The sequence below is a fragment of the Kribbella sp. NPDC003505 genome (assembly GCF_040610875.1).
GTDB lineage: Bacteria > Actinomycetota > Actinomycetes > Propionibacteriales > Kribbellaceae > Kribbella.
Window position 1 is genome coordinate 155,303 of the sequence record NZ_JBEXNA010000002.1, and the last position, 18,631, is coordinate 173,933.

Sequence of the window (18,631 nt, forward strand, 5' to 3'; positions counted from 1 at the left end):
GCTTCTCCTCGCGTGTTGGGGGTTGTTCGTCGGTATGACAGCGAAGAACCCCCGACACGGGCGGATATCCACTCATGTGTGGACGAGCGGCGCGGGTTACTGGGTTGCGCCGGGGAAGGCGAGCGGCGCGCCGCCCCAGGTGAGCTGGCTACTCGCGGCGGCCAGCAGGCTCTCGATCGCGAACGTACGGACCGCCGGTTGTTCGGCGGCCTCGACGAGGTCGCCGTACACCGCAGCGATCCGCTGCTCGATCACCAGGATCAGCCCGCTCGCGGTGGCGGTGTTGACGACCGCCCGGGGGAGGTCGTACGCCGGTTCGGCCGCGACCGGGGTCTCGCCGGCGGCGACCAGCAGCGCGCTGAGCCGGTCGCGGTTGTCGCGGTGGCGTTCGAACGTCTCGTTCGCCGCCCGGAACCGGGCCCCGCTGAGCTTGCCCCCGGCCACGCCGACGCCGTACAGCGCCGCGTGCTCACCCGCGAGGGCCGCCTGGAGAGCCTCAACCTGGTTCACGCGTTGTCCTTCTTCTTGGCGGGGGCCAGGGTCGTGCCCAACTGGGTCTCGGCGGCGGCGATCTCGGCGAGCAGGCGAGCGGGCGCGCCGGACAGCTTGGCCGCGGCGGCCGCGTGGGCGACGGCGGCGGCTTTCTCCTGCTTCGAGATCGCGGCCAGCGCAGCCTGCGAACTCGCCGGGACCGCGGTCTTCGTCGCCTGCGCGGCCACGCCCTGGGTCTCCTTGAGCTTCGCCAGGTGGCTCACGTGGTACTTCGCCCCGGCGGCGAGCTGGGCCCGCAGCGCGGGGAACCGGCGGGTCGAGGTTGCGTAGAGCTGGGACAATTGAGTCACCAGGGTCGCAGCGCCGCTGAGAGCCGCGACGACCGCTGGATCGACGGTTGGCGTCTCCTCCGCCGGTCCCTGCGACGTCGACGGCTTACCGTTCACGGCACCCGGCGTACCGGCCCCGGCGGCAGGGTCGTCCTTGCATCCGCTCAGCGCGACCGCGCCCGGGACGAGGGCGGCGGTCACGACGACGGTACGTCGGCTCAGGCGGCGATCGGGCACGGCGGAACGATACCCGGTCGCGCGCCCACGACCGGCCGGGGACGAGGCGGTGACCGGGATCGGAGGGCGGGCCGGATATGGTGGGCTACTGCCCTTGGCGCGACCGCCGGGGCGGCAACGGGTGCACAACTGGAGAGAGAGGCAGGTCAAACTGTGAGCCGACGGACTGACCACACGGACACCACGAGCCTCGAGAACTTCCTGCGGCCGATCGTCGAGCAGTTCGGCTGCGACCTGGAGGCCGCGGACATCAGCCCGGCCGGACGCCGCCGCCTGCTGCGCGTCCTGGTCGACCGGGACGGCGGCATCAGTCTCGACGACGTCGCCGAGGTCACCCGGGCCGTCTCCAAAGCGCTCGACGCCGACGACATCATGGGCGAGGGCGCCTACACGCTGGAGGTCTCCAGCCCCGGCGTCGACCGCCCGCTCACCCTGCCCCGGCACTGGCGCCGCAACACCGGCCGGCTGGTCGCGGTCACGCTGACCGCGGGCGGCAAAGTGACCGGCCGGATCAAGTCCGTCTCCGACGAGGCGGCCGAACTGGACGTCGACGGCAAGCGGCAGAGCGTCGCGTACGCCGACGTGGCCAAGGCCAAGGTCCAGATCGAGTTCAACCGGGCTGCCGGCAACGACACTGAGCCATCTTCTGTTGATGGAGAAACACCTGCCGACGGCACGGTGGAGGAGAACTGACATGGACATCGACATGGCCGTGCTGCGGTCGCTGGAACGGGAGAAGGACATCTCCCTGGACGTGGTCGTCGAGGCGATCGAGCAGGCGCTGCTGGTCGCGTACCACCGCACCGAGGGCGCGCAGCAGCACGCCCGCGCCGAGCTGGACCGCAAGACCGGGCACGTGACCGTCTTCGCCCGCGAGCTCGCCGAGGACGGCACGCTGGCCCGGGAGTACGACGACACTCCGGCCGACTTCGGCCGGATCGCGGCCACCACGGCCAAGCAGATCATCCTGCAGCGGCTGCGCGACGCCGAGGACGAGGTCCGGTACGGCGAGTTCTCCGGCAAGGAGGGCGACATCGTCTCCGGCGTCGTCCAGCAGGGCCGCGACCCGCGCTCGGTGATGGTCGACCTCGGCAAGATCGAGGCCGTGCTGCCGGCGCCCGAGCAGGTGCCGGGGGAGAAGTACGAGCACGGCTCCCGCCTGCGGGTGTACGTCGTCGGCGTCCGGAAGGGCTTCAAGGGCCCGCAGATCACCGTCAGCCGGACCCACCCGAACCTGGTGAAGAAGCTGTTCGCGCTGGAGGTCCCGGAGATCGCCGACGGCACCGTCGAGATCACCGCGATCGCCCGTGAGGCTGGTCACCGGACCAAGATCGCGGTCCGGACTCTGAACCCGTCGGTGAACGGCAAGGGCGCCTGCATCGGGCCGATGGGCCAGCGGGTGCGCAACATCATGCACGAGCTGCACGGTGAGAAGATCGACATCATCGACCACAGCGACGATCCGGCGACGTTCGTCGGGAATGCGCTGTCCCCGGCGCAGGTTACGTCTGTGGAGGTCGTCGACGCCGCGGCCCGTGCCGCGCGCGTCGTCGTACCGGACTACCAGCTCTCGCTCGCGATCGGCAAGGAGGGGCAGAACGCCCGCCTGGCCGCCCGCCTCACCGGCTGGCGGATCGACATCCGGCCGGATACCGATGTGACTGCCGAGAGCGAGAAGGTAGACTGATCTCTCGGTCGGTCGACTGAGTCGCAACCACACCCATGGAACACGTGACAGAGACCGCAGACGCGCGCCCAGGACTGAGTAAGTCTGATAAGGCCCGGGAGCGCACCTGCATCGGGTGCCGGAAGCGATCCGGTCCGGCTGACCTGCTGCGGATGACGGTTTCCGGAGGACTCGTCCTTCCGGATCCCGGGCACCGGGCACCCGGACGCGGGGCGCACCTGCACCCCACGACCGAGTGCTTCGACCTCGCCGTCCGGCGCAAGGCGTTCCCACGGGCCTTCCGGGTCCCGGGGCCGCTCGACGTGACCGGGCTGCGGGACCACGTCGCGCAGCGTGATAAGTAAGAAGCAGTGCAAATGGCGGCCGGCAGGCCGTCCGCGGCGGTCCGACCGGATCGTCCGTGACCGACATGAAGGCGGGTCATCGACTCATGACCACTCGATGAGTGTCTACCGATGAGTGCAAAGCGATGAGCACGTACGTCAACTAACGGTCCGCGCCCAGGCTCGGACCAGAGGGAGAGTAGTGGCAAAGGTCCGGGTCTACGAGCTCGCGAAGGAGCTCGGAGTTACCAGCAAGGTCGTTCTGACCAGACTGAACGACATGGGCGAGTTCGTCCGATCGGCATCCTCGACCATCGAGGCACCTGTCGTTCGGCGGTTGGCGGAGGAGTTCGAGAAGAACCCGCCGAAGAAGCGTGCGGCCAAGAAGGCCGCCGCGAGCACGTCTGCCGCGCCGCAGGCGACCGCACCGGTCGCGCCGGCGCCGAAGCCGGCCCAGCCGGCTACCCCGAAGGCTCCGGCCGAGCGCCCCGCGCCGGCCGCTGAGGTGCGCACCGAGCCGGCTCCGGCCGCCGAGGCGCCCGCGGCCGAGGCCGCGCCGGTCAAGTCCGTTCCGGCCCCGGGTGCCAAGCCGGGTCCGCGTCCGGGCCCGAAGCCGGGTCCGCGCCAGGAGACCGCTCCGGTGGAGCCGGCTGCCGCCGCGTCCGCTCCGGCCGAGTCCGCTCCGGCGGCGAAGGCGGAGACCCCGGCGGCCCCGTCGTTCGAGGCTCCGGCCGCGCAGGCGGCTCCGGCCCCGGCGCCGGCTCCGCGCCGGACCGGCGGCGACTCCGCGGCCCGTCCGGGTCCGCGTCCGGCCGCGCCGGGTGCGACCCCGCGTCCGGGCGGTCAGGGTTCCGGCCCGCGTCCGGGTGGTTCGGGCGGTCCGGGTGCCGGTCCGCGTCCGGGTGCGCCCCGTCCGGGTGCCCCGCGTCCCGGTGCGCCCCGTCCGGGCGGCCAGGGTGGCGGCGGCCCGCGTCCGGGTGCTCCGCGTCCGGGCAACAACCCGTTCAGCTCGACCCAGGGCATGCAGCGCGGTGGACCGCGCCCCGGCCCGGGTGGTGGCGGCGGCGACCGGCAGGGCGCTCCGAGCCCGGCCGGGATGGCTCCGCGTCCGCCGCAGGGTCGCGGCGGTGAGCGTGGCGGCGAGCGCGGCGGCAGCGACCGCCCGCGTTCGGGTGGTGTGCCGGGCGCCCCGCGTCCGAACCCGGCGATGATGCCGAAGTCCTCGGCCGGCACGTTCACCGGTCGTCCCGGTGGCGGCTCCGGCGGTCCCGGCGGTGGCGGCCGCGGTCGTCCCGGCGGCGGTCCGGGTGCCGGTCCGCGCAGCGGTGGCGGCGGTGGCGGCGGTTTCCGTCCGGGTGGCGGCGGCCCCAGCGGCCCGCCCGGTGGCGGCGGTGGCCGTCCGGGTCCGGGCAACCGCGGCCGTGGCGGCACGCAGGGCGCCTTCGGGCGTCCGGGCGGCCCGGCGCGGCGTGGCCGCAAGTCGAAGCGGGCCAAGCGCCAGGAATTCGACAACATGCAGGCTCCGGCCGTCGGCGGCGTGCGGGTCAAGCACGGTGACGGCGAGGTCGTGAAGCTGCCTCGCGGCGCGTCCCTGACGGACTTCGCCGAGAAGGTCGGCGTCGACCCGGCGTCGCTGGTCCAGGTGCTGTTCCACCTCGGTGAGATGGTGACCGCGACCCAGTCGGTGAACGAGGAGACGCTCGAGCTGCTCGGCACCGAGCTGAACTACGACGTCCAGATCGTCTCGCCGGAGGACGAGGACCGCGAGCTGCTGCAGTCCTTCGACATCGAGTTCGGCAACGACGAGGGCGACGAGGGCGACCTGGCTCCGCGGCCGCCGGTGGTGACCGTCATGGGTCACGTCGACCACGGTAAGACGAAGCTGCTGGACGCGATCCGGATGGCGAACGTCGTGGCCGACGAGGCCGGCGGTATCACCCAGCACATCGGTGCGTACCAGGTGACCACCGAGGTCGACGGCGAGCAGCGGGCGATCACCTTCGTCGACACCCCGGGTCACGAGGCGTTCACCGCCATGCGTGCCCGTGGTGCGCAGGCCACCGACATCGTCATCCTGGTGGTCGCGGCCGACGACGGCGTGATGCCGCAGACGATCGAGGCGCTGAACCACGCCCGCGCGGCGGGTGTCCCGATCGTGGTCGCGGTGAACAAGATCGACGTCCCGGCGGCGGACCCGGCCAAGGTGCGCGGTCAGCTGACCGAGTACGGCCTGGTGCCCGAGGAGTACGGCGGCGACACGATGTTCGTCGACGTCTCGGCGAAGTCCCGGATCAACATCGACGGCCTGCTCGAGGGCGTCGTGCTGACCGCGGACGCGGCGCTGGACCTGCGGGCCAACCCGCACATGCACGCCGAGGGCATCGCGATCGAGGCGAACCTCGACAAGGGCCGTGGTCCGGTGGCGACCGTGCTCGTGCAGCGCGGCACGCTCCGGGTCGGCGACTCGATGGTGGTCGGCCCGGCGTACGGCCGGGTCCGGGCCATGCTCGACGAGCACGGCAACAACGTCGAGGAGGCGACCCCGTCGCGTCCGGTCCTGGTGCTCGGTCTGACCGCGGTGCCGGGGGCGGGTGACAAGTTCCTGGTGGTCGACGACGACCGCCGCGCGCGGCAGATCGCCGAGAAGCGGGAAGCCCGTGCCCGGGCGGCCGCCAACGCCAAGCGTCGCGTTCGCCGGACCCTCGAGGACTTCATGGCCTCGATGGAGAAGGGCGAGACCCAGGAGCTGCTGCTGATCCTGAAGGGCGACGTGTCCGGTTCGGTCGAGGCGCTGGAAGACGCGCTGGTCCGGATCGAGGTCGGCGACGAGGTCAGCTTGCGGATCATCGACCGCGGTGTCGGTGCGATCAACGAGAACGACGTCAACCTGGCCATCGCGTCGAACGCCGTCATCATCGGCTTCAACGTGCGGCCGGCGGGCAAGGCCGGTGACCTGGCCGAGCGCGAGGGCGTGGATGTCCGGTACTACTCGGTCATCTACTCGGCGATCGACGACATCGAGGCCGCGCTGAAGGGCATGCTGAAGCCGATCTACGAGGAGGTCACCCTCGGCCAGGCGGAGATCCGCGAGATCTTCCGCTCCTCGAAGGTGGGCAACATCGCCGGTTGCTGGGTGACCAGCGGCCTGATCAAGCGCAACGCGAAGATCCGGTTGATCCGGGACGGCTCGGTCGTCCTCGACAACACCGAGCTGTCGTCGCTGAAGAGGTTCAAGGACGACGCGTCCGAGGTCCGCGAGGGCTTCGAGTGCGGTCTGACCATCAACAACTTCAACGACATCAAGATCGGCGACGTCGTCGAGGCGTTCGAGCTCCGCGAGAAGCCGCGCAGCTGACGGTGCAATGACAGTAGGCGGTGACCCGGCGCGGGTCACCGAGGAGTAGCGTCCGGAGAGACTGCGGTCTCTCCGGACGTTGTTCATGAATGAGGGAGTGAGCCCTGATGGGTGAAGCAAGGGCGAAGCAGCTGGCCGACCGGATCCAGGTGCTCGTCGCGGAGCTGCTGGAGCGCCGGGTCAAGGACCCGCGGCTCGGGTTCGTCACGGTCACCGACGCCCGGCTGACCGGTGACCTGCGCGAGGCCAGCATCTTCTACACGGTGTACGGCGACGAGCAGGCGCGGGCGAACACCGCGGCCGCGCTGGAGTCGGCGCGCGGCCTGATCCGCAGCGAGGTCGGCAAGGCGCTCGGGCTGCGGCACACGCCGAGCGTGGCGTTCTTCCTGGACGCCGTCCCGGAGACCGCGGGGCACATCGAGGAGCTGCTCGAGAAGGCCCGGATGGCCGACGCCGAGGTGGCCAAGGCCGCCGCGGGCGCGAAGCCGGCCGGTGACGCCGACCCGTACAAGCACAAGGACGACGACGAGGACGAGCAGGACTGAGGCCGGCGTTGAGCTCTGAGTTCACGGCGGCGTCGGACGGGATCGTGGTCGTCGACAAGCCGGCCGGGATGACGTCGCACACCGTCGTCGCCCGGATCCGCCGGCTGGCGGGCACCCGGAAGGTCGGTCACGCCGGCACGCTGGACCCGATGGCGACCGGCGTCCTGGTCGTCGGCCTGAACCGGGCGACCCGGCTGCTCGGCCACCTGCAGTTGGCCGACAAGTCGTACGACGCGACGATCCGGCTCGGCGCCACCACGACGACCGACGACGCGGAGGGCGAGATCCTCAGCACCGCCGCGGTCGACGGCGTGACGGCCGAGGCGATCTCGGCGGCCGTCGCGGCGTACCGCGGGGAGATCTCGCAGGTGCCGTCGAAGGTGTCCGCGATCAAGGTCGACGGGAAGCGGGCGTACGAGCGGGTGCGGGCCGGCGAGGAGATCGCGCTCAAGGCGCGCGCGGTGACCGTCTCGCGGTACGACGTGCTGGACGTGCGGGTCGCACCGGACGGGATCGACGTCGACGTGTCGGTGGACTGCTCCAGCGGGACGTACATCCGCGCGCTCGCGCGGGACCTGGGCGCGGACCTCGGCGTCGGCGGTCACCTGACCGCGCTGCGGCGTACCCGGGTCGGCTCGTTCGGACTGGCCGCCGCGCATTCGCTGGAGTCACTGGCGAAGTCCTTCGACTGGCTGCCGATCGCGGACGTTGCCGCCGGCACCTTCCCGCGGTTCGACGCCGACGAGGCGCAGGCCGCCGCGATTCGCACCGGCCGCCCGCTGCCGGGTCTCGACCTGGAGGCAGGTCAGACCGCGATGTTCGCCCCCGACGGCACGTTCCTCGCCCTGTACGAGCCGCACGGCCCGCTCGCCAAGCCGACGGCGGTCTTCGTCAGCTGATCCTCTTGGGTACCGGGAGGTATGAGCGACGAGGAGCTGACGGCCGAGTTCGGCGTGGTGGCCGAGTGGACCGCTGACGTCGTCGACGAGCTCGGGCCGGAGTACGCGATCGTCGCGGGCTGCCGGGGCAGCGGGGACCCGGCGTTGCTGGATTGGCTGGCTCAGGCCTGTGGCGTGGGTCCTGAGACGGCGTTGGTCGATGTCGGTGCAGGGGTGGGCGGAGCGGCCGCCTGGGTCGCGGAGACGTACGGCGCCCGGCCGGCGCTGGTCGAGCCGATGGAGGCGGCCTGCCGGGCGGCGCGGCGGATGTTCGGGTGGGACGCGGTCCGGGCGCGCGGTGAGGCGCTGCCGTTCGGCGACGGGCAGTTCGACGTCGCCTGGTGCGTCGGGGTGCTGTGCACAGTGCACGAGAAGCGGGCGTTGCTGCACGAGCTCGCGCGGGTGCTGCGGCCGGGCGGCTCGCTCGGGATGACGGTGCTGGTGGCGGATCCCGCGTTGCACAGCGCCGTACCGAAGGGGAACGAGTTCCCGGAGGCGGACGAGGTGCGGGACCTGATCGCCGGGGCAGGGCTGACCCTGCGGGCGCTGACCGAGGCACCGAACGGAACGACGCCCACCGAGTGGGTCCTGAAGGCGGGCCAGATAGACGAGTTGCTGCGGAAGCAGCACGCCAACGACCAGGCCTGGCGCGAGTCCGAGGAGCAGGGCCGCAAACTGTCCCACCTGCTCACCACCCGCCAGGTCACCACCCGTCTGTTGCACGCGACGAAATCTGTCGGTGCGGCAGGCTAGCGTGCGGTGGCATGAAATACGGGTTCGTGATGGCGTACGGCGATGCGCGGGCTGCGGCCGAGTTGGCGGTGCTCGCCGAGGAGCACGGCTGGGACGGCTTCTTCGTGTGGGAGTCGATCTGGGGCATCGACGCCTGGGTGATGCTGGGCGCCGCGGCGATGACGACGGAGCGGATCAGGCTGGGGACGATGCTCACGCCACTGCCGCGCCGCAAGCCGTGGGACGTGGCGGGACAGACGTCGACGGTCGACAACCTGAGCGGCGGCCGGGTGATCCTGGCCGTCGGGTTGGGCGTGTCGGGCGACGCGCGGTTCTGGCTGTTCGAGGACGACCCGGGGCGCAAGGTCCGGGCGGAGCTGATGGACGAGTCGCTGGAGATGTTGCAGCACCTGTGGCGTGACCAGCCGTTCGAGTTCACCGGCCGGCACTACCGCTCGGCGAAGGTCGCCGAGCTGATGCCGCCCGCACCGCCGCCGCCGGTCCAGCAGCCGCGGATCCCGACCTGGGTGGTCGGGGCCTGGCCGCGGCCGAAGTCGATGCGCCGGGCCGCGCTCCAGGACGGCTGGCTGCCCACCTACGTCGTGGCGCCGGGCCAGGAGCGCGGCGACTGGACACCGGCGCTCCTGGGCGAAGGCGTCGAGTGGATCCGCCGCGAGCGTGCCCGCCACGGCCTGACCATGGACGGGTACGAGATCGTTGCCGAAGGCTCCACCTCCGCCGGCGACCCGGATCCGGCCGCCACGGTCCGCCCGTGGGCCGCGGCGGGTGCGACCTGGTGGATCGACGCGGACTGGTCCTCGATGGACCCGGCCGAGGTCCGCGCGGCCGCCGAGCGCCGGCTCAGGGCCGGTCCGCCCCGCGTCGACTGACTCCGCACCGTACTCTGGACTGGTGCGTTCTCGTCCGACGTTGGAGTGGGCTCCGGGCCCGGAAGTGCTGGCGTTGGAGCCGGGCCGGACGGATGTCGGCCCGGTTGCGGACATCGTGGCCGCCGGGCGGGTCGTCGTCCTGAGTGGCGCCGGGATCTCGACCGAGTCCGGGATACCGGACTACCGGGGTGAGACCGGGAGTCTGCGCACGCACACCCCGATGACGTACGGCGACTTCACCGCGACCGAGGCCGCCCGGCAGCGGTACTGGGCGCGCAGCCACCTCGGCTGGCGCACCATCGCCCGCGCCGCGCCGAACGACGGCCACCGCGCCGTCGCCGCCCTCCAGGCCCGCGGGTACCTGAGCGGCATCATCACCCAGAACGTCGACGGCCTGCACCAGGCGGCCGGCGCCCGCGACGTCGTCGAGCTGCACGGCAACCTCGACCGCGTGATCTGCCTGGACTGCGGTACGACGTCGGCGCGCGAGGTCCTCGACCGCCGCCTCCGGGCGGCCAACCAGGCGTTCACGGCGGAGGCGACCCGGATCAACCCCGACGGCGACGTCGAGCTGCCCGAGGACGTCGTCCGCACGTTCAGCGTCGTCCCGTGCACGGTGTGCGGCGGCACCGTGAAACCCGACGTGGTCTTCTTCGGCGAGAACGTCCCGAAGAGCCGCGTCGAGCGCTGCTACCGGCTGATCGACGATGCGAACGCCGTCCTGGTTCTCGGGTCCTCGCTCACGGTGATGTCCGGGTTCCGCTTCGTCCGGCACGCCGCCAAGTCGGGTACGCCGGTGCTGATCATCAACCAGGGCCTGACCCGCGGCGACCCGTACGCGACCTGCAGGGTGAACCTGCCGCTCGGCAGGGCACTGGGGGAACTGCTGGAGGAAACCACCGGGCCGAGCCACGCGTGAGGTGGCCCGGCCCGTGGTCCGCGGTACGGATTGGAAAGGGTCAGCGTTGCGCGCTGGTCCGTACGCGGTTCATGGAGGCCTCGAGGGCCTGAGGGGAGGCAGCGGCCTGTTTCGCCAAGGCGCGGGCCTTGGTCGCCCAGGCGGACTGCTCCGCTGCGGTCACGACCGGCGCCTGGCCGGTCAGCGTCTTGTAGGTGAGGGAGGCCATTGCGGCCTCGCCTTCGTAGCGCGGGTGGTAGTTCAGCGCCCGCAGCAGGTTGATGTCCTTGCCCTGGATCCAGGCCTGTCCGTCCGGCGCGCACGCGTCGTGCCCCGTGGACGGCGTGAAGGTGTCGACGTACGTCGCTCCGCCGGCCGCGGCGGCACCGGCGACGGCCGCGTTCAGCGCCTGCTCGATCGAGTACAGGTACGCGTAGTCGCCGTCGGCGAAGGGCAGGATCGACGGGCAGGTGCCGTGCTCGGGCGCGATCTTCGGGTACCCGATCAGCACGATCGTCGCCTGCGGCGCCCGGGCCCGGATGCCCTGGACGACGATCGCGATCCGGGTCTGCGTCTGCGTGATCTTCGCCCGCAGCGTGTCGACCCCGTCGACCGTGAAGTGCGCCTTGCAGGGAGCGCCGGCCGGGTCCGAGGCCCGCAGCCCGGGACAGGTGCCGATGATGTCACCGAAGACGCCGAAGTCGTTGCCGCCGATCCCGAGCGTCACCAGGTCGGTGTCCGGCGTCAGCGCGTCGAACTGGGGCGCCGCGGTGCCGAGGACCGTGCTCTGCGGCTGGGTCATGTTCGTGGTGTCGGCGCCGCCGCAGCTCACGTCGGTGAACCGCCACACGCCGAGCGCCGCGGCGAGCATCTTCGGGTAGTTGCTGTACGAGCGGGCACAGCCGAGCGACAGCAGGTCGGCCAGCGGCACGAACGGTGCCGACGTGTACGAGTCGCCGAGCGCGACGTACTTGGTGAACCGCGGCGTCGCGGCGGCCTGGGTGGCGCCGGCCGCGGGCAGGCCGACCACGAGCGTGAGTGCCGCGCAGGCGGCGACCAGACGGCGTAGCTTCACGAGACCTCCCCAGCAGGGCCCACCAGTGCGCCGCCCACCCTAAGTTGAGTCACTGCCCGATTACAAGGGGTGATCGTGGACCTGATGAAAGCGATCGTCCCGGGGCATGGAATCCTGCTCTCATGCGTGTCTGGCACGGATTGGACGAGGTGAGCCCGGACTTCGGGCCGTCGGTCGTCACCATCGGCAACTTCGACGGCGTGCACCGGGGTCACCAGGAGGTGCTCGCGCACGCCCGCGCGCGGGCGGCCGAGCTGGGCGGCCTGCCGGTGGTCGCGATGACCTTCGACCCGCACCCGATGCAGGTGCTCCGGCCCGACCGCGCGCCGCTGATGCTCACCGATCCCGCCCGGCGCGCCGAGCTGCTCGGCGAGGCGGGCGCGGACGCGGTGCTGATCCTCCCGTTCACCAAGGAGGTCTCGCACTGGACGCCGGAGGAGTTCATCGAGCGCACGCTGGTGACCGCGCTGCGCGCCAAGGCGATCGTGGTCGGTGAGAACTTCCGGTTCGGGCACAAGGCGGCCGGTCACGTCGACACGCTCCTCCAGGCAGGAGCGCAGTACGGCTTCGAGGTCGACGGGCTGAGCCTCGCGGGCGGCCGGCAGCCGTGGTCGTCGACGTATGTGCGGCAGAAGCTCGCCGACGGCGACGTGGAGGCTGCCGCCGAGGCGCTCGGCCGGCCGCTGCGGGTCACCGGTGTGGTGGTCGAGGGCGACAAGCGCGGCCGTGAGCTCGGCTACCCGACCGCGAACATCCCGGCCGACCCGGGCGCCGCGGTCCCGCAGGACGGTGTGTACGCCGGGTGGCTGACCGTGCTCACGCCGGCGCCGGGCGCCCCGGCGTACCCGGATCCGCTGCCCGCGGCGATCAGTGTCGGCAGCAATCCGACCTTCGACGGCGTCGACCGGCGGGTGGAGTCGTACGTGCTCGACCGCGACGACCTGGAGCTGTACGGCGCAGGAGTCGCGATCGACTTCGTCGCCCGGCTGCGCGGCACCCAGATCCGTTTCGACAGCATCGACGAGCTGCTCGTCCAGATGAAGGCCGACGTCGACGGCGCGCGCCGCCTGCTCAGCACCGATCCGGGCTGATTAGGGGAGCAGTCCACGGACTGATACGCTGGCTGCTGCCGTCTGAACGGCCGCGGATCGAGAGTGCTCGGGTGAAGAATGCCCCGGTGCGCCGCGCAACGGAAATCGAGAGGATGCCTGTGTCAGCTGTTGACGCTGCTACGAAGAAGAAGATCATGGGTGAGTACGCCCTGACCGAGGGTGACACCGGTTCCCCCGAGGTCCAGGTCGCGCTGCTGACGCACCGGATCAGCCACCTGACCGAGCACCTGAAGGAGCACAAGCACGACCACCACAGCCGTCGTGGCCTGTTGCTGCTCGTCGGTCAGCGCCGCCGGCTGCTGAACTACCTGGCGAAGAAGGACATCAACCGCTACCGATCCCTGATCGAGCGGCTCGGCCTTCGCCGATGACGTCGCGAGGAGCGGCCCCCCGAAACCTGGGTGGCCGCTCCTGGCGTATCCACGCCCTGAGCTGATAGAGCGTGGCACAACTGAATACGGAGACAGCAAGACGTACGAGGCGACGCGAAGCGCGTGGCGGGAGGACGACCGGTCCTCGGTAGTGGCTTTCGGGTGGATGCACAACAGGCACCCGCGGGCCTCGATCGAAGACCGGCACCCCGGAAGCTCGCGCCTCGCAGTCGTCACACTGTGAGAGAGGGGTATCCCGTGACGGGATCCACCGGTACGCCCATGGAGGGCACCGAATTCGCCGAGGCCGTGCTCGACAACGGCAGCTTCGGCACTCGCACCATCCGCTTCGAGACGGGCCGTCTGGCCCAGCAGGCCGCCGGCTCCGCCGCGGCGTACCTCGACGGCGACACGATGGTGCTCTCGGCCACCACGGCCAGCAAGAAGCCCAAGGACCAGTTCGACTTCTTCCCGCTGACGGTCGACGTCGAGGAGCGGATGTACGCCGCCGGGCGCATCCCGGGCTCGTTCTTCCGCCGCGAGGGCCGGCCCTCGGAAGAGGCCATCCTGACCTGCCGGCTGATCGACCGCCCGCTGCGGCCGTCGTTCGTGTCCGGCCTGCGCAACGAGATCCAGGTCGTCATCACGGTCCTGGCGCTGAACCCGGACAAGCTGTACGACGTGCTCGCGATCAACGCGGCCTCGATGTCGACGCAGCTGGCCGGCCTGCCGTTCTCCGGCCCGATCGGCGGCGTCCGCGTGGCGCTGATCGAGGGCCAGTGGGTGGCGTTCCCGACCCACACCGAGCTCGAGGACGCGGTCTTCGACATGGTGGTGGCCGGCCGGGTGACCGAGTCCGGTGACGTCGCGATCATGATGGTCGAGGCCGAGTCGACCCCGGGCACCTTCGAGGCCGTTGCCTCCGGCACCCAGGCGCCGACCGAGGAGATCGTGGCCGAGGGTCTGGAGGCCGCCAAGGGCTTCATCAAGACCCTGGTCGAGGCCCAGGCCGACCTGGCCGGCCGGGCCGCGAAGCCGACCGCCGAGTTCCCGGTCTTCCCGGACTACGCCGACGACGCGTTCGCCGCCGTCGAGGCCGCCGCGACCGAGGAGCTGGCGCAGGCGCTGACGATCGCCGGCAAGCACGAGCGTGAGGACGCCACCGACGCGGTCAAGGCCGCCACGGTGGACAAGCTCGCCGCCGACTTCGAGGGCCGCGAGAAGGAGCTGTCCGCGGCCTTCCGCTCGCTGACCAAGAAGCTGGTCCGGCAGCGGGTGCTGAAGGAGAAGGTCCGCATCGACGGCCGCGGCCTGACCGACATCCGGCCGCTGAAGGCCCAGGTCGGCGTGCTCCCGCGGGTGCACGGCTCGGCGCTGTTCGAGCGCGGCGAGACCCAGATCATGGGTGTCAGCACGCTGAACATGCTCCGGATGGAGCAGCAGCTGGACACGCTGTCCCCGGAGACCCGCAAGCGGTACATGCACAACTACAACTTCCCGCCGTACTCGACCGGTGAGACCGGCCGGGTGGGTTCGCCGAAGCGCCGCGAGATCGGTCACGGCGCGCTGGCCGAGCGGGCCCTGGTGCCGGTGCTGCCGTCCCGCGAGGACTTCCCGTACGCGATCCGCCAGGTCTCCGAGGCGCTCGGCTCCAACGGGTCCACCTCGATGGGCTCGGTCTGCGCCTCCACCCTGTCGCTGCTGAACGCCGGTGTGCCGCTGAAGGCCCCGGTCGCCGGTATCGCGATGGGTCTGATCTCCGGTGAGGTCGACGGCAAGGAGGAGTTCGTCGCGCTGACCGACATCCTCGGCGCCGAGGACGCGTTCGGCGACATGGACTTCAAGGTCGCCGGCACCAAGGACTTCGTCACCGCGCTGCAGCTGGACACCAAGCTGGACGGCATCCCGGCCAGCGTCCTCGCGGGCGCGCTGAAGCAGGCCAAGGACGCGCGGCTGACGATCCTGGACGTGATGGCCAAGGCCATCGACGCGCCGGGTGAGATGAGCGAGTTCGCGCCGCGGGTCATCTCGGTGAAGGTCCCGGTCGACAAGATCGGCGAGGTCATCGGCCCGAAGGGCAAGATGATCAACCAGATCACCGAGGACACCGGCGCCGACATCTCGATCGAGGACGACGGCACCGTGTACATCGGCGCGACCGACGGCCCGTCGGCCGAGGCGGCCCGGGCCGCGATCAACGCGATCGCGAACCCGACGATGCCGGAGAAGGGCGAGCGCTACCTGGGCACGGTCGTGAAGACGACCAACTTCGGTGCGTTCATCAGCCTGCTGCCGGGCAAGGACGGCCTGCTGCACATCTCGAAGCTGCGTCCGCTGGCCGGCGGCAAGCGCGTCGAGGCCGTCGAGGACGTGCTGTCGGTCGGGCAGAAGCTGCAGGTCGAGATCGCCGAGATCGACGACCGCGGCAAGCTGTCGCTGATCCCTGTGATCGAGGGTGAGGACGACAAGAAGAAGGACGCCGAGTCCGCCGAGTGACTCGAGCGATCACCAGCACGCTGCTGAGCCCGGAGGCGGGCGGTCCGGTCAAACGGACCGTCCTGCCCTCCGGGCTTCGCGTGCTGTCCCAGTCCGTGCCGGGCTTCCGCTCGGTCACCTTCGGCCTGTGGGTCGGGGTCGGCTCCCGCGATGAGCCGGAACAGCTGGCCGGTGCGACGCACTTCCTCGAACACCTGCTGTTCAAGGGCACCGAGCGCCGCGACGCGCTGGAGATCTCCGCCGCGATCGACGCGGTCGGCGGCGAGATGAACGCGTTCACCGGCAAGGAGTACACCTGCTACTACGCGCGGGTGCTGGACTCCGACCTGCCGCTCGCGGTCGACGTCATCTGCGACATGATCACCTCCGCCACGCTGACCGGCGCGGACGTCGAGAGTGAGCGCGACGTCATCGACGAAGAGATCGCGATGCACGCCGACGAGACGTCGGACCACATCCACGACCTGTTCGCGGAGCAGCTGTGGGGCAGGTCCCCGCTCGGCCGCTCGATCACCGGTACGCCGGAATCGGTCGCCGGGCTGTCCCGCCAGCAGGTCGTGGGCTGGTACCGGCGCCGCTACAAGCCGTCCAACATCGTCGTCTCGGTGGCCGGCAACGTCGACCACGCGGACGTCGTCCGGCTGGTCCGGAAGGCATTCGAGCGGCACTGGGTGACCGCCGAGGCCGAGCCCGTCGCCGTCCGGCGAGGTTCCACGCGGCGCGTGCCGACGTACGGCAGCGTGCGGGTGCACCACCGCGACGTCGAGCAGGCGCACCTGGTGCTCGGGATGCCCGGGCTGGTCCGCAGCGACGAGCGCCGCTACATCGCGGGCGTCCTGCACGGCATCGTCGGCGGCGGCATGTCGTCGCGGCTGTTCCAGGAGGTGCGGGAGAAGCGCGGCCTGGCGTACTCGGTGTTCACGTTCGGTTCGGCGTACGCCGACTCGGGCATGGTGGGCGTGTACGCGGGCTGCCTGCCGAAGAAGGCCCCCGAGGTCCTGGACGTGATCCGCGGTGAGCTCGAGTCCATTGCCCGCGGCAACATCACGCCCGACGAGCTGCTCCGCGGCAAGGGCCAGATGCGCGGCTCGGTGGTGATGGGCCTGGAGGACACCGGCGCCAAGATGACCCGGATCGCCAAGGCCGAGCTGGTCTACGGCGAACTCCCGACCGTCGACGAGATTCTGCACCGGATCGACTCGGTCACCCTCGACGACGTCAGCCGACTCGCCGCCGACCTCTACCAGGGCGCTCCCGCCCTCACCGTTATGGGCCCCTTCCAGGAAGACACCACCGCCTTCACGCTCTGACCAGGCGTACCGGCAAGGACTGGTAGCCGCGCAGGACCAGGCGATCACGACGGGCCGGTTCGCCGGCCGGTGTGATGCCGGCGAACCGTTCGCGCAGGCGACCGAACGCGATCGTGGCTTCGAGCCTGGCCAGGCTGTTGCCGAGGCAGATGTGCGCTCCGGCGCCGAAGCTCAACGGCTTGTTGCCGGTGCGCGACGGGTCGAACCTGTCCGGCTGCGGGAATCTCTGAGGGTCGCGGTTAGCTGCGCCCAGCAGGAGGACGAGGCCGGCGCCCGCGGGGATCGCGGTGCCGGAGATCTCCGCGTCCTTGCGGGCGGTGCGGGTCGTGACCTGCACGGGTGAGTCGTAGCGCAGCACTTCCTCGACGAACGCTGCGTCCGGTACGAGACCCGGCTCCTGGAGCAGGATCGCGAGGCCGTTGCCGAGCAGGTCCGTCGTGGTCTCGAAGCCTGCCACCAGCAACAGGATCAGGTTGGCGAGCAGCTCCTCGTCCGACAGCCGCCCGTCGCCTGCGTCCCGGGCAGCGACGAGCGCGCTGACCAGACCGTCGGCGCCGGGCTCGCGGATCAAGCCGGCGAAGTACTCGCCCAACTCACGGGCCGCCGCGTCGGCGGCGGCGTCGGACGCGTCGGTGAGCTCCAGCGCCGCCGTCAGGTCGGAGGCGAGGGGCCGGAAGCGATGCCGGTCGCCGGCCGGTACGCCGAGCAACTCGCAGATGACCGCCACCGGGAGCTGGAACGCGAACCGGTCCATGAAATCGACCTCGGCCTCGAGGTCGTCGAGCAGATCGTCGAGCAGGCCGTCGACGGCGGCCTCCACCGCCGGTCGCAGCGTGGCGACCCGGCGCGGCGTGAAGACCTGCGCGATCAGCGACCGCATCCGCCCGTGATCCGGCGGGTTCGCCCGCAGGATCGATCGCTGCATCAGCTGCAAGGCCGGCTGGCTCGAAGGTTCCGAAGGGATCTCGAAGGCAGGACTCCGCAGTACCTCGTCCACCGCGGCGTACCCCGCGACCACGAACACGTCGTCGGTCACCGGCAGCACCGGACCCAGGCGATGCGCCGCGGCGTACAGCGGGAAGGGATCGGCCCGGCCGGCGGGGGAGAGCAGCTCCTGAAGGATCTCGGTGGCGTTCATGCCCGCCGTCCGAGCAGGACGTAGCCGACGGCGTACAGCGTCGCGCCGGCGACCTCGAAGAGCTGGATCAGGCCGAATCGCGGACCGGACGTGAAGATGAACAGGCCGCCGAGCGTGTACGCGGTGGCGCCGGCGCCGAGCAGTACACCCGCCACCCGCAGTCCGTGCCGAGCCAGGATCCGCCCCAGCCAGACGTAGCCCAGCGGGAAGACGAGCAGTGCCGGGAACACGATCAGCGCGGCGGGCGTGTCGAGATCGGCCGGTTGGTGCACCACGCTCGGCGTGTACTCCGCGCGCACCGGGTTGTGCGAGCCGTCGAAGATGATCAGCGCGAACCAGAACAGGGTGCCGGCCAGGGTGGCGTACCAGGCTCGGAGGTCCCGGCGCCGGGCGAGCTGGTTGCCCAGCGCGATCATGCTCGCGAGGCAGACGACCTGCAGCCCGAGGCCGAGGGCCTGGATGTCGTGCGTGAGCCCGTAGCGCTCGCCGACCGCCGCGATGCTCCAGCCGTCGCGAGCGGGGTGGAGCACTGTCCCCAGCCAGAAGATCGGCCCGCCCGCGAACGCGGTGAGCCGAGCGGTGGTGCGCAGCTGGCGGCGCACGCCGGTCGGTGCCGGAAGGGTCTCGGTCATGGACGCCTCATTTCATTAGAGTGAGTCACTAGCGAATCATTAGAGCGATGCTCTAGTCAATTGGTATGCTG

18 protein-coding genes are annotated in these 18,631 nt (G+C 71.1%); 13 read left to right on the forward strand and 5 right to left on the reverse strand.

Going from position 1 to position 18,631, the window contains the following annotated elements; all coding sequences use genetic code 11:
• Positions 1–96: 96 nt before the first annotated feature.
• Positions 97–510 carry a ferritin-like domain-containing protein gene (locus tag ABZX12_RS05185; protein ID WP_355689992.1) on the reverse strand — a complete coding sequence of 138 codons (414 nt, stop codon included), beginning with the start codon at positions 508–510 and terminating at the stop codon, positions 97–99.
• Positions 507–1,058 (reverse strand): cell division protein FtsK, encoded by a 552-nt coding sequence (locus ABZX12_RS05190; protein WP_355689994.1) that lies wholly within the window; start codon positions 1,056–1,058, stop codon positions 507–509. Before ABZX12_RS05190 ends, ABZX12_RS05185 begins: the two co-directional genes overlap by 4 nt.
• 153 nt (positions 1,059–1,211) lie before the next feature.
• Between ABZX12_RS05190 and rimP the strand changes: the two genes are divergently transcribed.
• The 9 genes from rimP (at position 1,212) to ABZX12_RS05235 (ending at position 10,447) form a co-directional block, all read left to right on the forward strand.
• Positions 1,212–1,751 carry a ribosome maturation factor RimP gene (rimP, locus tag ABZX12_RS05195; RefSeq protein ID WP_355689995.1) on the forward strand — a complete coding sequence of 180 codons (540 nt, stop codon included), beginning with the start codon at positions 1,212–1,214 and terminating at the stop codon, positions 1,749–1,751.
• 1 nt (position 1,752) lies between these two features.
• Positions 1,753–2,745, forward strand: a complete 993-nt coding sequence (nusA, locus tag ABZX12_RS05200) for a transcription termination factor NusA (RefSeq protein WP_355689997.1) — start codon at positions 1,753–1,755, stop codon at positions 2,743–2,745.
• A 35-nt stretch (positions 2,746–2,780) separates the two neighbouring features.
• Positions 2,781–3,089 (forward strand): YlxR family protein, encoded by a 309-nt coding sequence (locus tag ABZX12_RS05205; protein ID WP_355689999.1) that lies wholly within the window; start codon positions 2,781–2,783, stop codon positions 3,087–3,089.
• A 181-nt stretch (positions 3,090–3,270) separates the two neighbouring features.
• Positions 3,271–6,423, forward strand: coding sequence for a translation initiation factor IF-2 (infB, locus tag ABZX12_RS05210; protein ID WP_355690001.1), 3,153 nt, complete (start codon positions 3,271–3,273; stop codon positions 6,421–6,423).
• Between the two features lie 107 nt (positions 6,424–6,530).
• Positions 6,531–6,968 carry a 30S ribosome-binding factor RbfA gene (rbfA, locus tag ABZX12_RS05215; RefSeq protein ID WP_355480019.1) on the forward strand — a complete coding sequence of 146 codons (438 nt, stop codon included), beginning with the start codon at positions 6,531–6,533 and terminating at the stop codon, positions 6,966–6,968.
• Between the two features lie 8 nt (positions 6,969–6,976).
• Entirely contained in the window at positions 6,977–7,867 is an 891-nt protein-coding gene (gene truB / locus ABZX12_RS05220) for a tRNA pseudouridine(55) synthase TruB (protein ID WP_355690003.1), read from the forward strand.
• Positions 7,868–7,888: 21 nt separating this feature from the next.
• Positions 7,889–8,659 (forward strand): methyltransferase domain-containing protein, encoded by a 771-nt coding sequence (locus ABZX12_RS05225; protein WP_355690004.1) that lies wholly within the window; start codon positions 7,889–7,891, stop codon positions 8,657–8,659.
• Between the two features lie 11 nt (positions 8,660–8,670).
• A complete protein-coding gene (locus ABZX12_RS05230; RefSeq protein ID WP_355690006.1) occupies positions 8,671–9,528 on the forward strand; it encodes an LLM class flavin-dependent oxidoreductase in 858 nt (285 codons plus the stop codon).
• Positions 9,529–9,550: 22 nt separating this feature from the next.
• Entirely contained in the window at positions 9,551–10,447 is an 897-nt protein-coding gene (locus ABZX12_RS05235) for an NAD-dependent protein deacetylase (RefSeq protein WP_355690008.1), read from the forward strand.
• Between the two features lie 40 nt (positions 10,448–10,487).
• On the opposite strand, the gene ABZX12_RS05240 is transcribed toward ABZX12_RS05235, so the two are convergent.
• Positions 10,488–11,501 carry an SGNH/GDSL hydrolase family protein gene (locus ABZX12_RS05240; RefSeq protein ID WP_355690010.1) on the reverse strand — a complete coding sequence of 338 codons (1,014 nt, stop codon included), beginning with the start codon at positions 11,499–11,501 and terminating at the stop codon, positions 10,488–10,490.
• 122 nt (positions 11,502–11,623) lie between these two features.
• On the opposite strand from ABZX12_RS05240, the gene ABZX12_RS05245 reads away from it, so the two are divergent.
• The 4 genes from ABZX12_RS05245 (at position 11,624) to ABZX12_RS05260 (ending at position 16,790) form a co-directional block, all read left to right on the forward strand.
• The gene (locus ABZX12_RS05245) at positions 11,624–12,592 is read left to right on the forward strand and encodes a bifunctional riboflavin kinase/FAD synthetase (RefSeq protein ID WP_355690012.1); all 969 of its coding nucleotides are present in this window, start codon (positions 11,624–11,626) and stop codon (positions 12,590–12,592) included.
• Positions 12,593–12,705: 113 nt separating this feature from the next.
• A complete protein-coding gene (gene rpsO, locus ABZX12_RS05250) occupies positions 12,706–12,984 on the forward strand; it encodes a 30S ribosomal protein S15 (protein WP_344200893.1) in 279 nt (92 codons plus the stop codon).
• 282 nt (positions 12,985–13,266) lie between these two features.
• On the forward strand, positions 13,267–15,480 hold the full coding sequence (locus tag ABZX12_RS05255) for a polyribonucleotide nucleotidyltransferase (RefSeq protein WP_355691305.1): 2,214 nt from the start codon (positions 13,267–13,269) through the stop codon (positions 15,478–15,480).
• Positions 15,477–16,790: a pitrilysin family protein gene (locus ABZX12_RS05260; protein ID WP_355690014.1), complete on the forward strand. Its 1,314-nt coding sequence runs from the start codon at positions 15,477–15,479 to the stop codon at positions 16,788–16,790. Before ABZX12_RS05255 ends, ABZX12_RS05260 begins: the two co-directional genes overlap by 4 nt.
• On the opposite strand, the gene ABZX12_RS05265 is transcribed toward ABZX12_RS05260, so the two are convergent.
• Positions 16,780–17,928: a cytochrome P450 gene (locus ABZX12_RS05265; protein ID WP_355690016.1), complete on the reverse strand. Its 1,149-nt coding sequence runs from the start codon at positions 17,926–17,928 to the stop codon at positions 16,780–16,782. The genes ABZX12_RS05260 and ABZX12_RS05265 overlap by 11 nt on opposite strands.
• Complete coding sequence (locus tag ABZX12_RS05270) at positions 17,925–18,560, reverse strand: hypothetical protein (RefSeq protein ID WP_355690018.1); 636 nt, start codon at positions 18,558–18,560, stop codon at positions 17,925–17,927. Before ABZX12_RS05270 ends, ABZX12_RS05265 begins: the two co-directional genes overlap by 4 nt.
• Positions 18,561–18,631: the final 71 nt, after the last annotated feature.

Excerpts from the sequence above, each read along its gene's own strand:
- ABZX12_RS05270 (WP_355690018.1), bottom strand. The coding sequence starts at position 18,560 with ATGACCGAGACCCTTCCGGCACCGACCGGCGTGCGCCGCCAGCTGCGC.
- ABZX12_RS05245 (WP_355690012.1), top strand. The coding sequence starts at position 11,624 with ATGCGTGTCTGGCACGGATTGGACGAGGTGAGCCCGGACTTCGGGCCG.
- ABZX12_RS05265 (WP_355690016.1), bottom strand. The coding sequence starts at position 17,928 with ATGAACGCCACCGAGATCCTTCAGGAGCTGCTCTCCCCCGCCGGCCGG.
- nusA (WP_355689997.1), top strand. The coding sequence starts at position 1,753 with ATGGACATCGACATGGCCGTGCTGCGGTCGCTGGAACGGGAGAAGGAC.
- rpsO (WP_344200893.1), top strand. The coding sequence starts at position 12,706 with ATGCCTGTGTCAGCTGTTGACGCTGCTACGAAGAAGAAGATCATGGGT.
- ABZX12_RS05225 (WP_355690004.1), top strand. The coding sequence starts at position 7,889 with ATGAGCGACGAGGAGCTGACGGCCGAGTTCGGCGTGGTGGCCGAGTGG.
- ABZX12_RS05255 (WP_355691305.1), top strand. The coding sequence starts at position 13,267 with ATGGAGGGCACCGAATTCGCCGAGGCCGTGCTCGACAACGGCAGCTTC.
- rbfA (WP_355480019.1), top strand. The coding sequence starts at position 6,531 with ATGGGTGAAGCAAGGGCGAAGCAGCTGGCCGACCGGATCCAGGTGCTC.
- ABZX12_RS05205 (WP_355689999.1), top strand. The coding sequence starts at position 2,781 with ATGGAACACGTGACAGAGACCGCAGACGCGCGCCCAGGACTGAGTAAG.
- ABZX12_RS05230 (WP_355690006.1), top strand. The coding sequence starts at position 8,671 with ATGAAATACGGGTTCGTGATGGCGTACGGCGATGCGCGGGCTGCGGCC.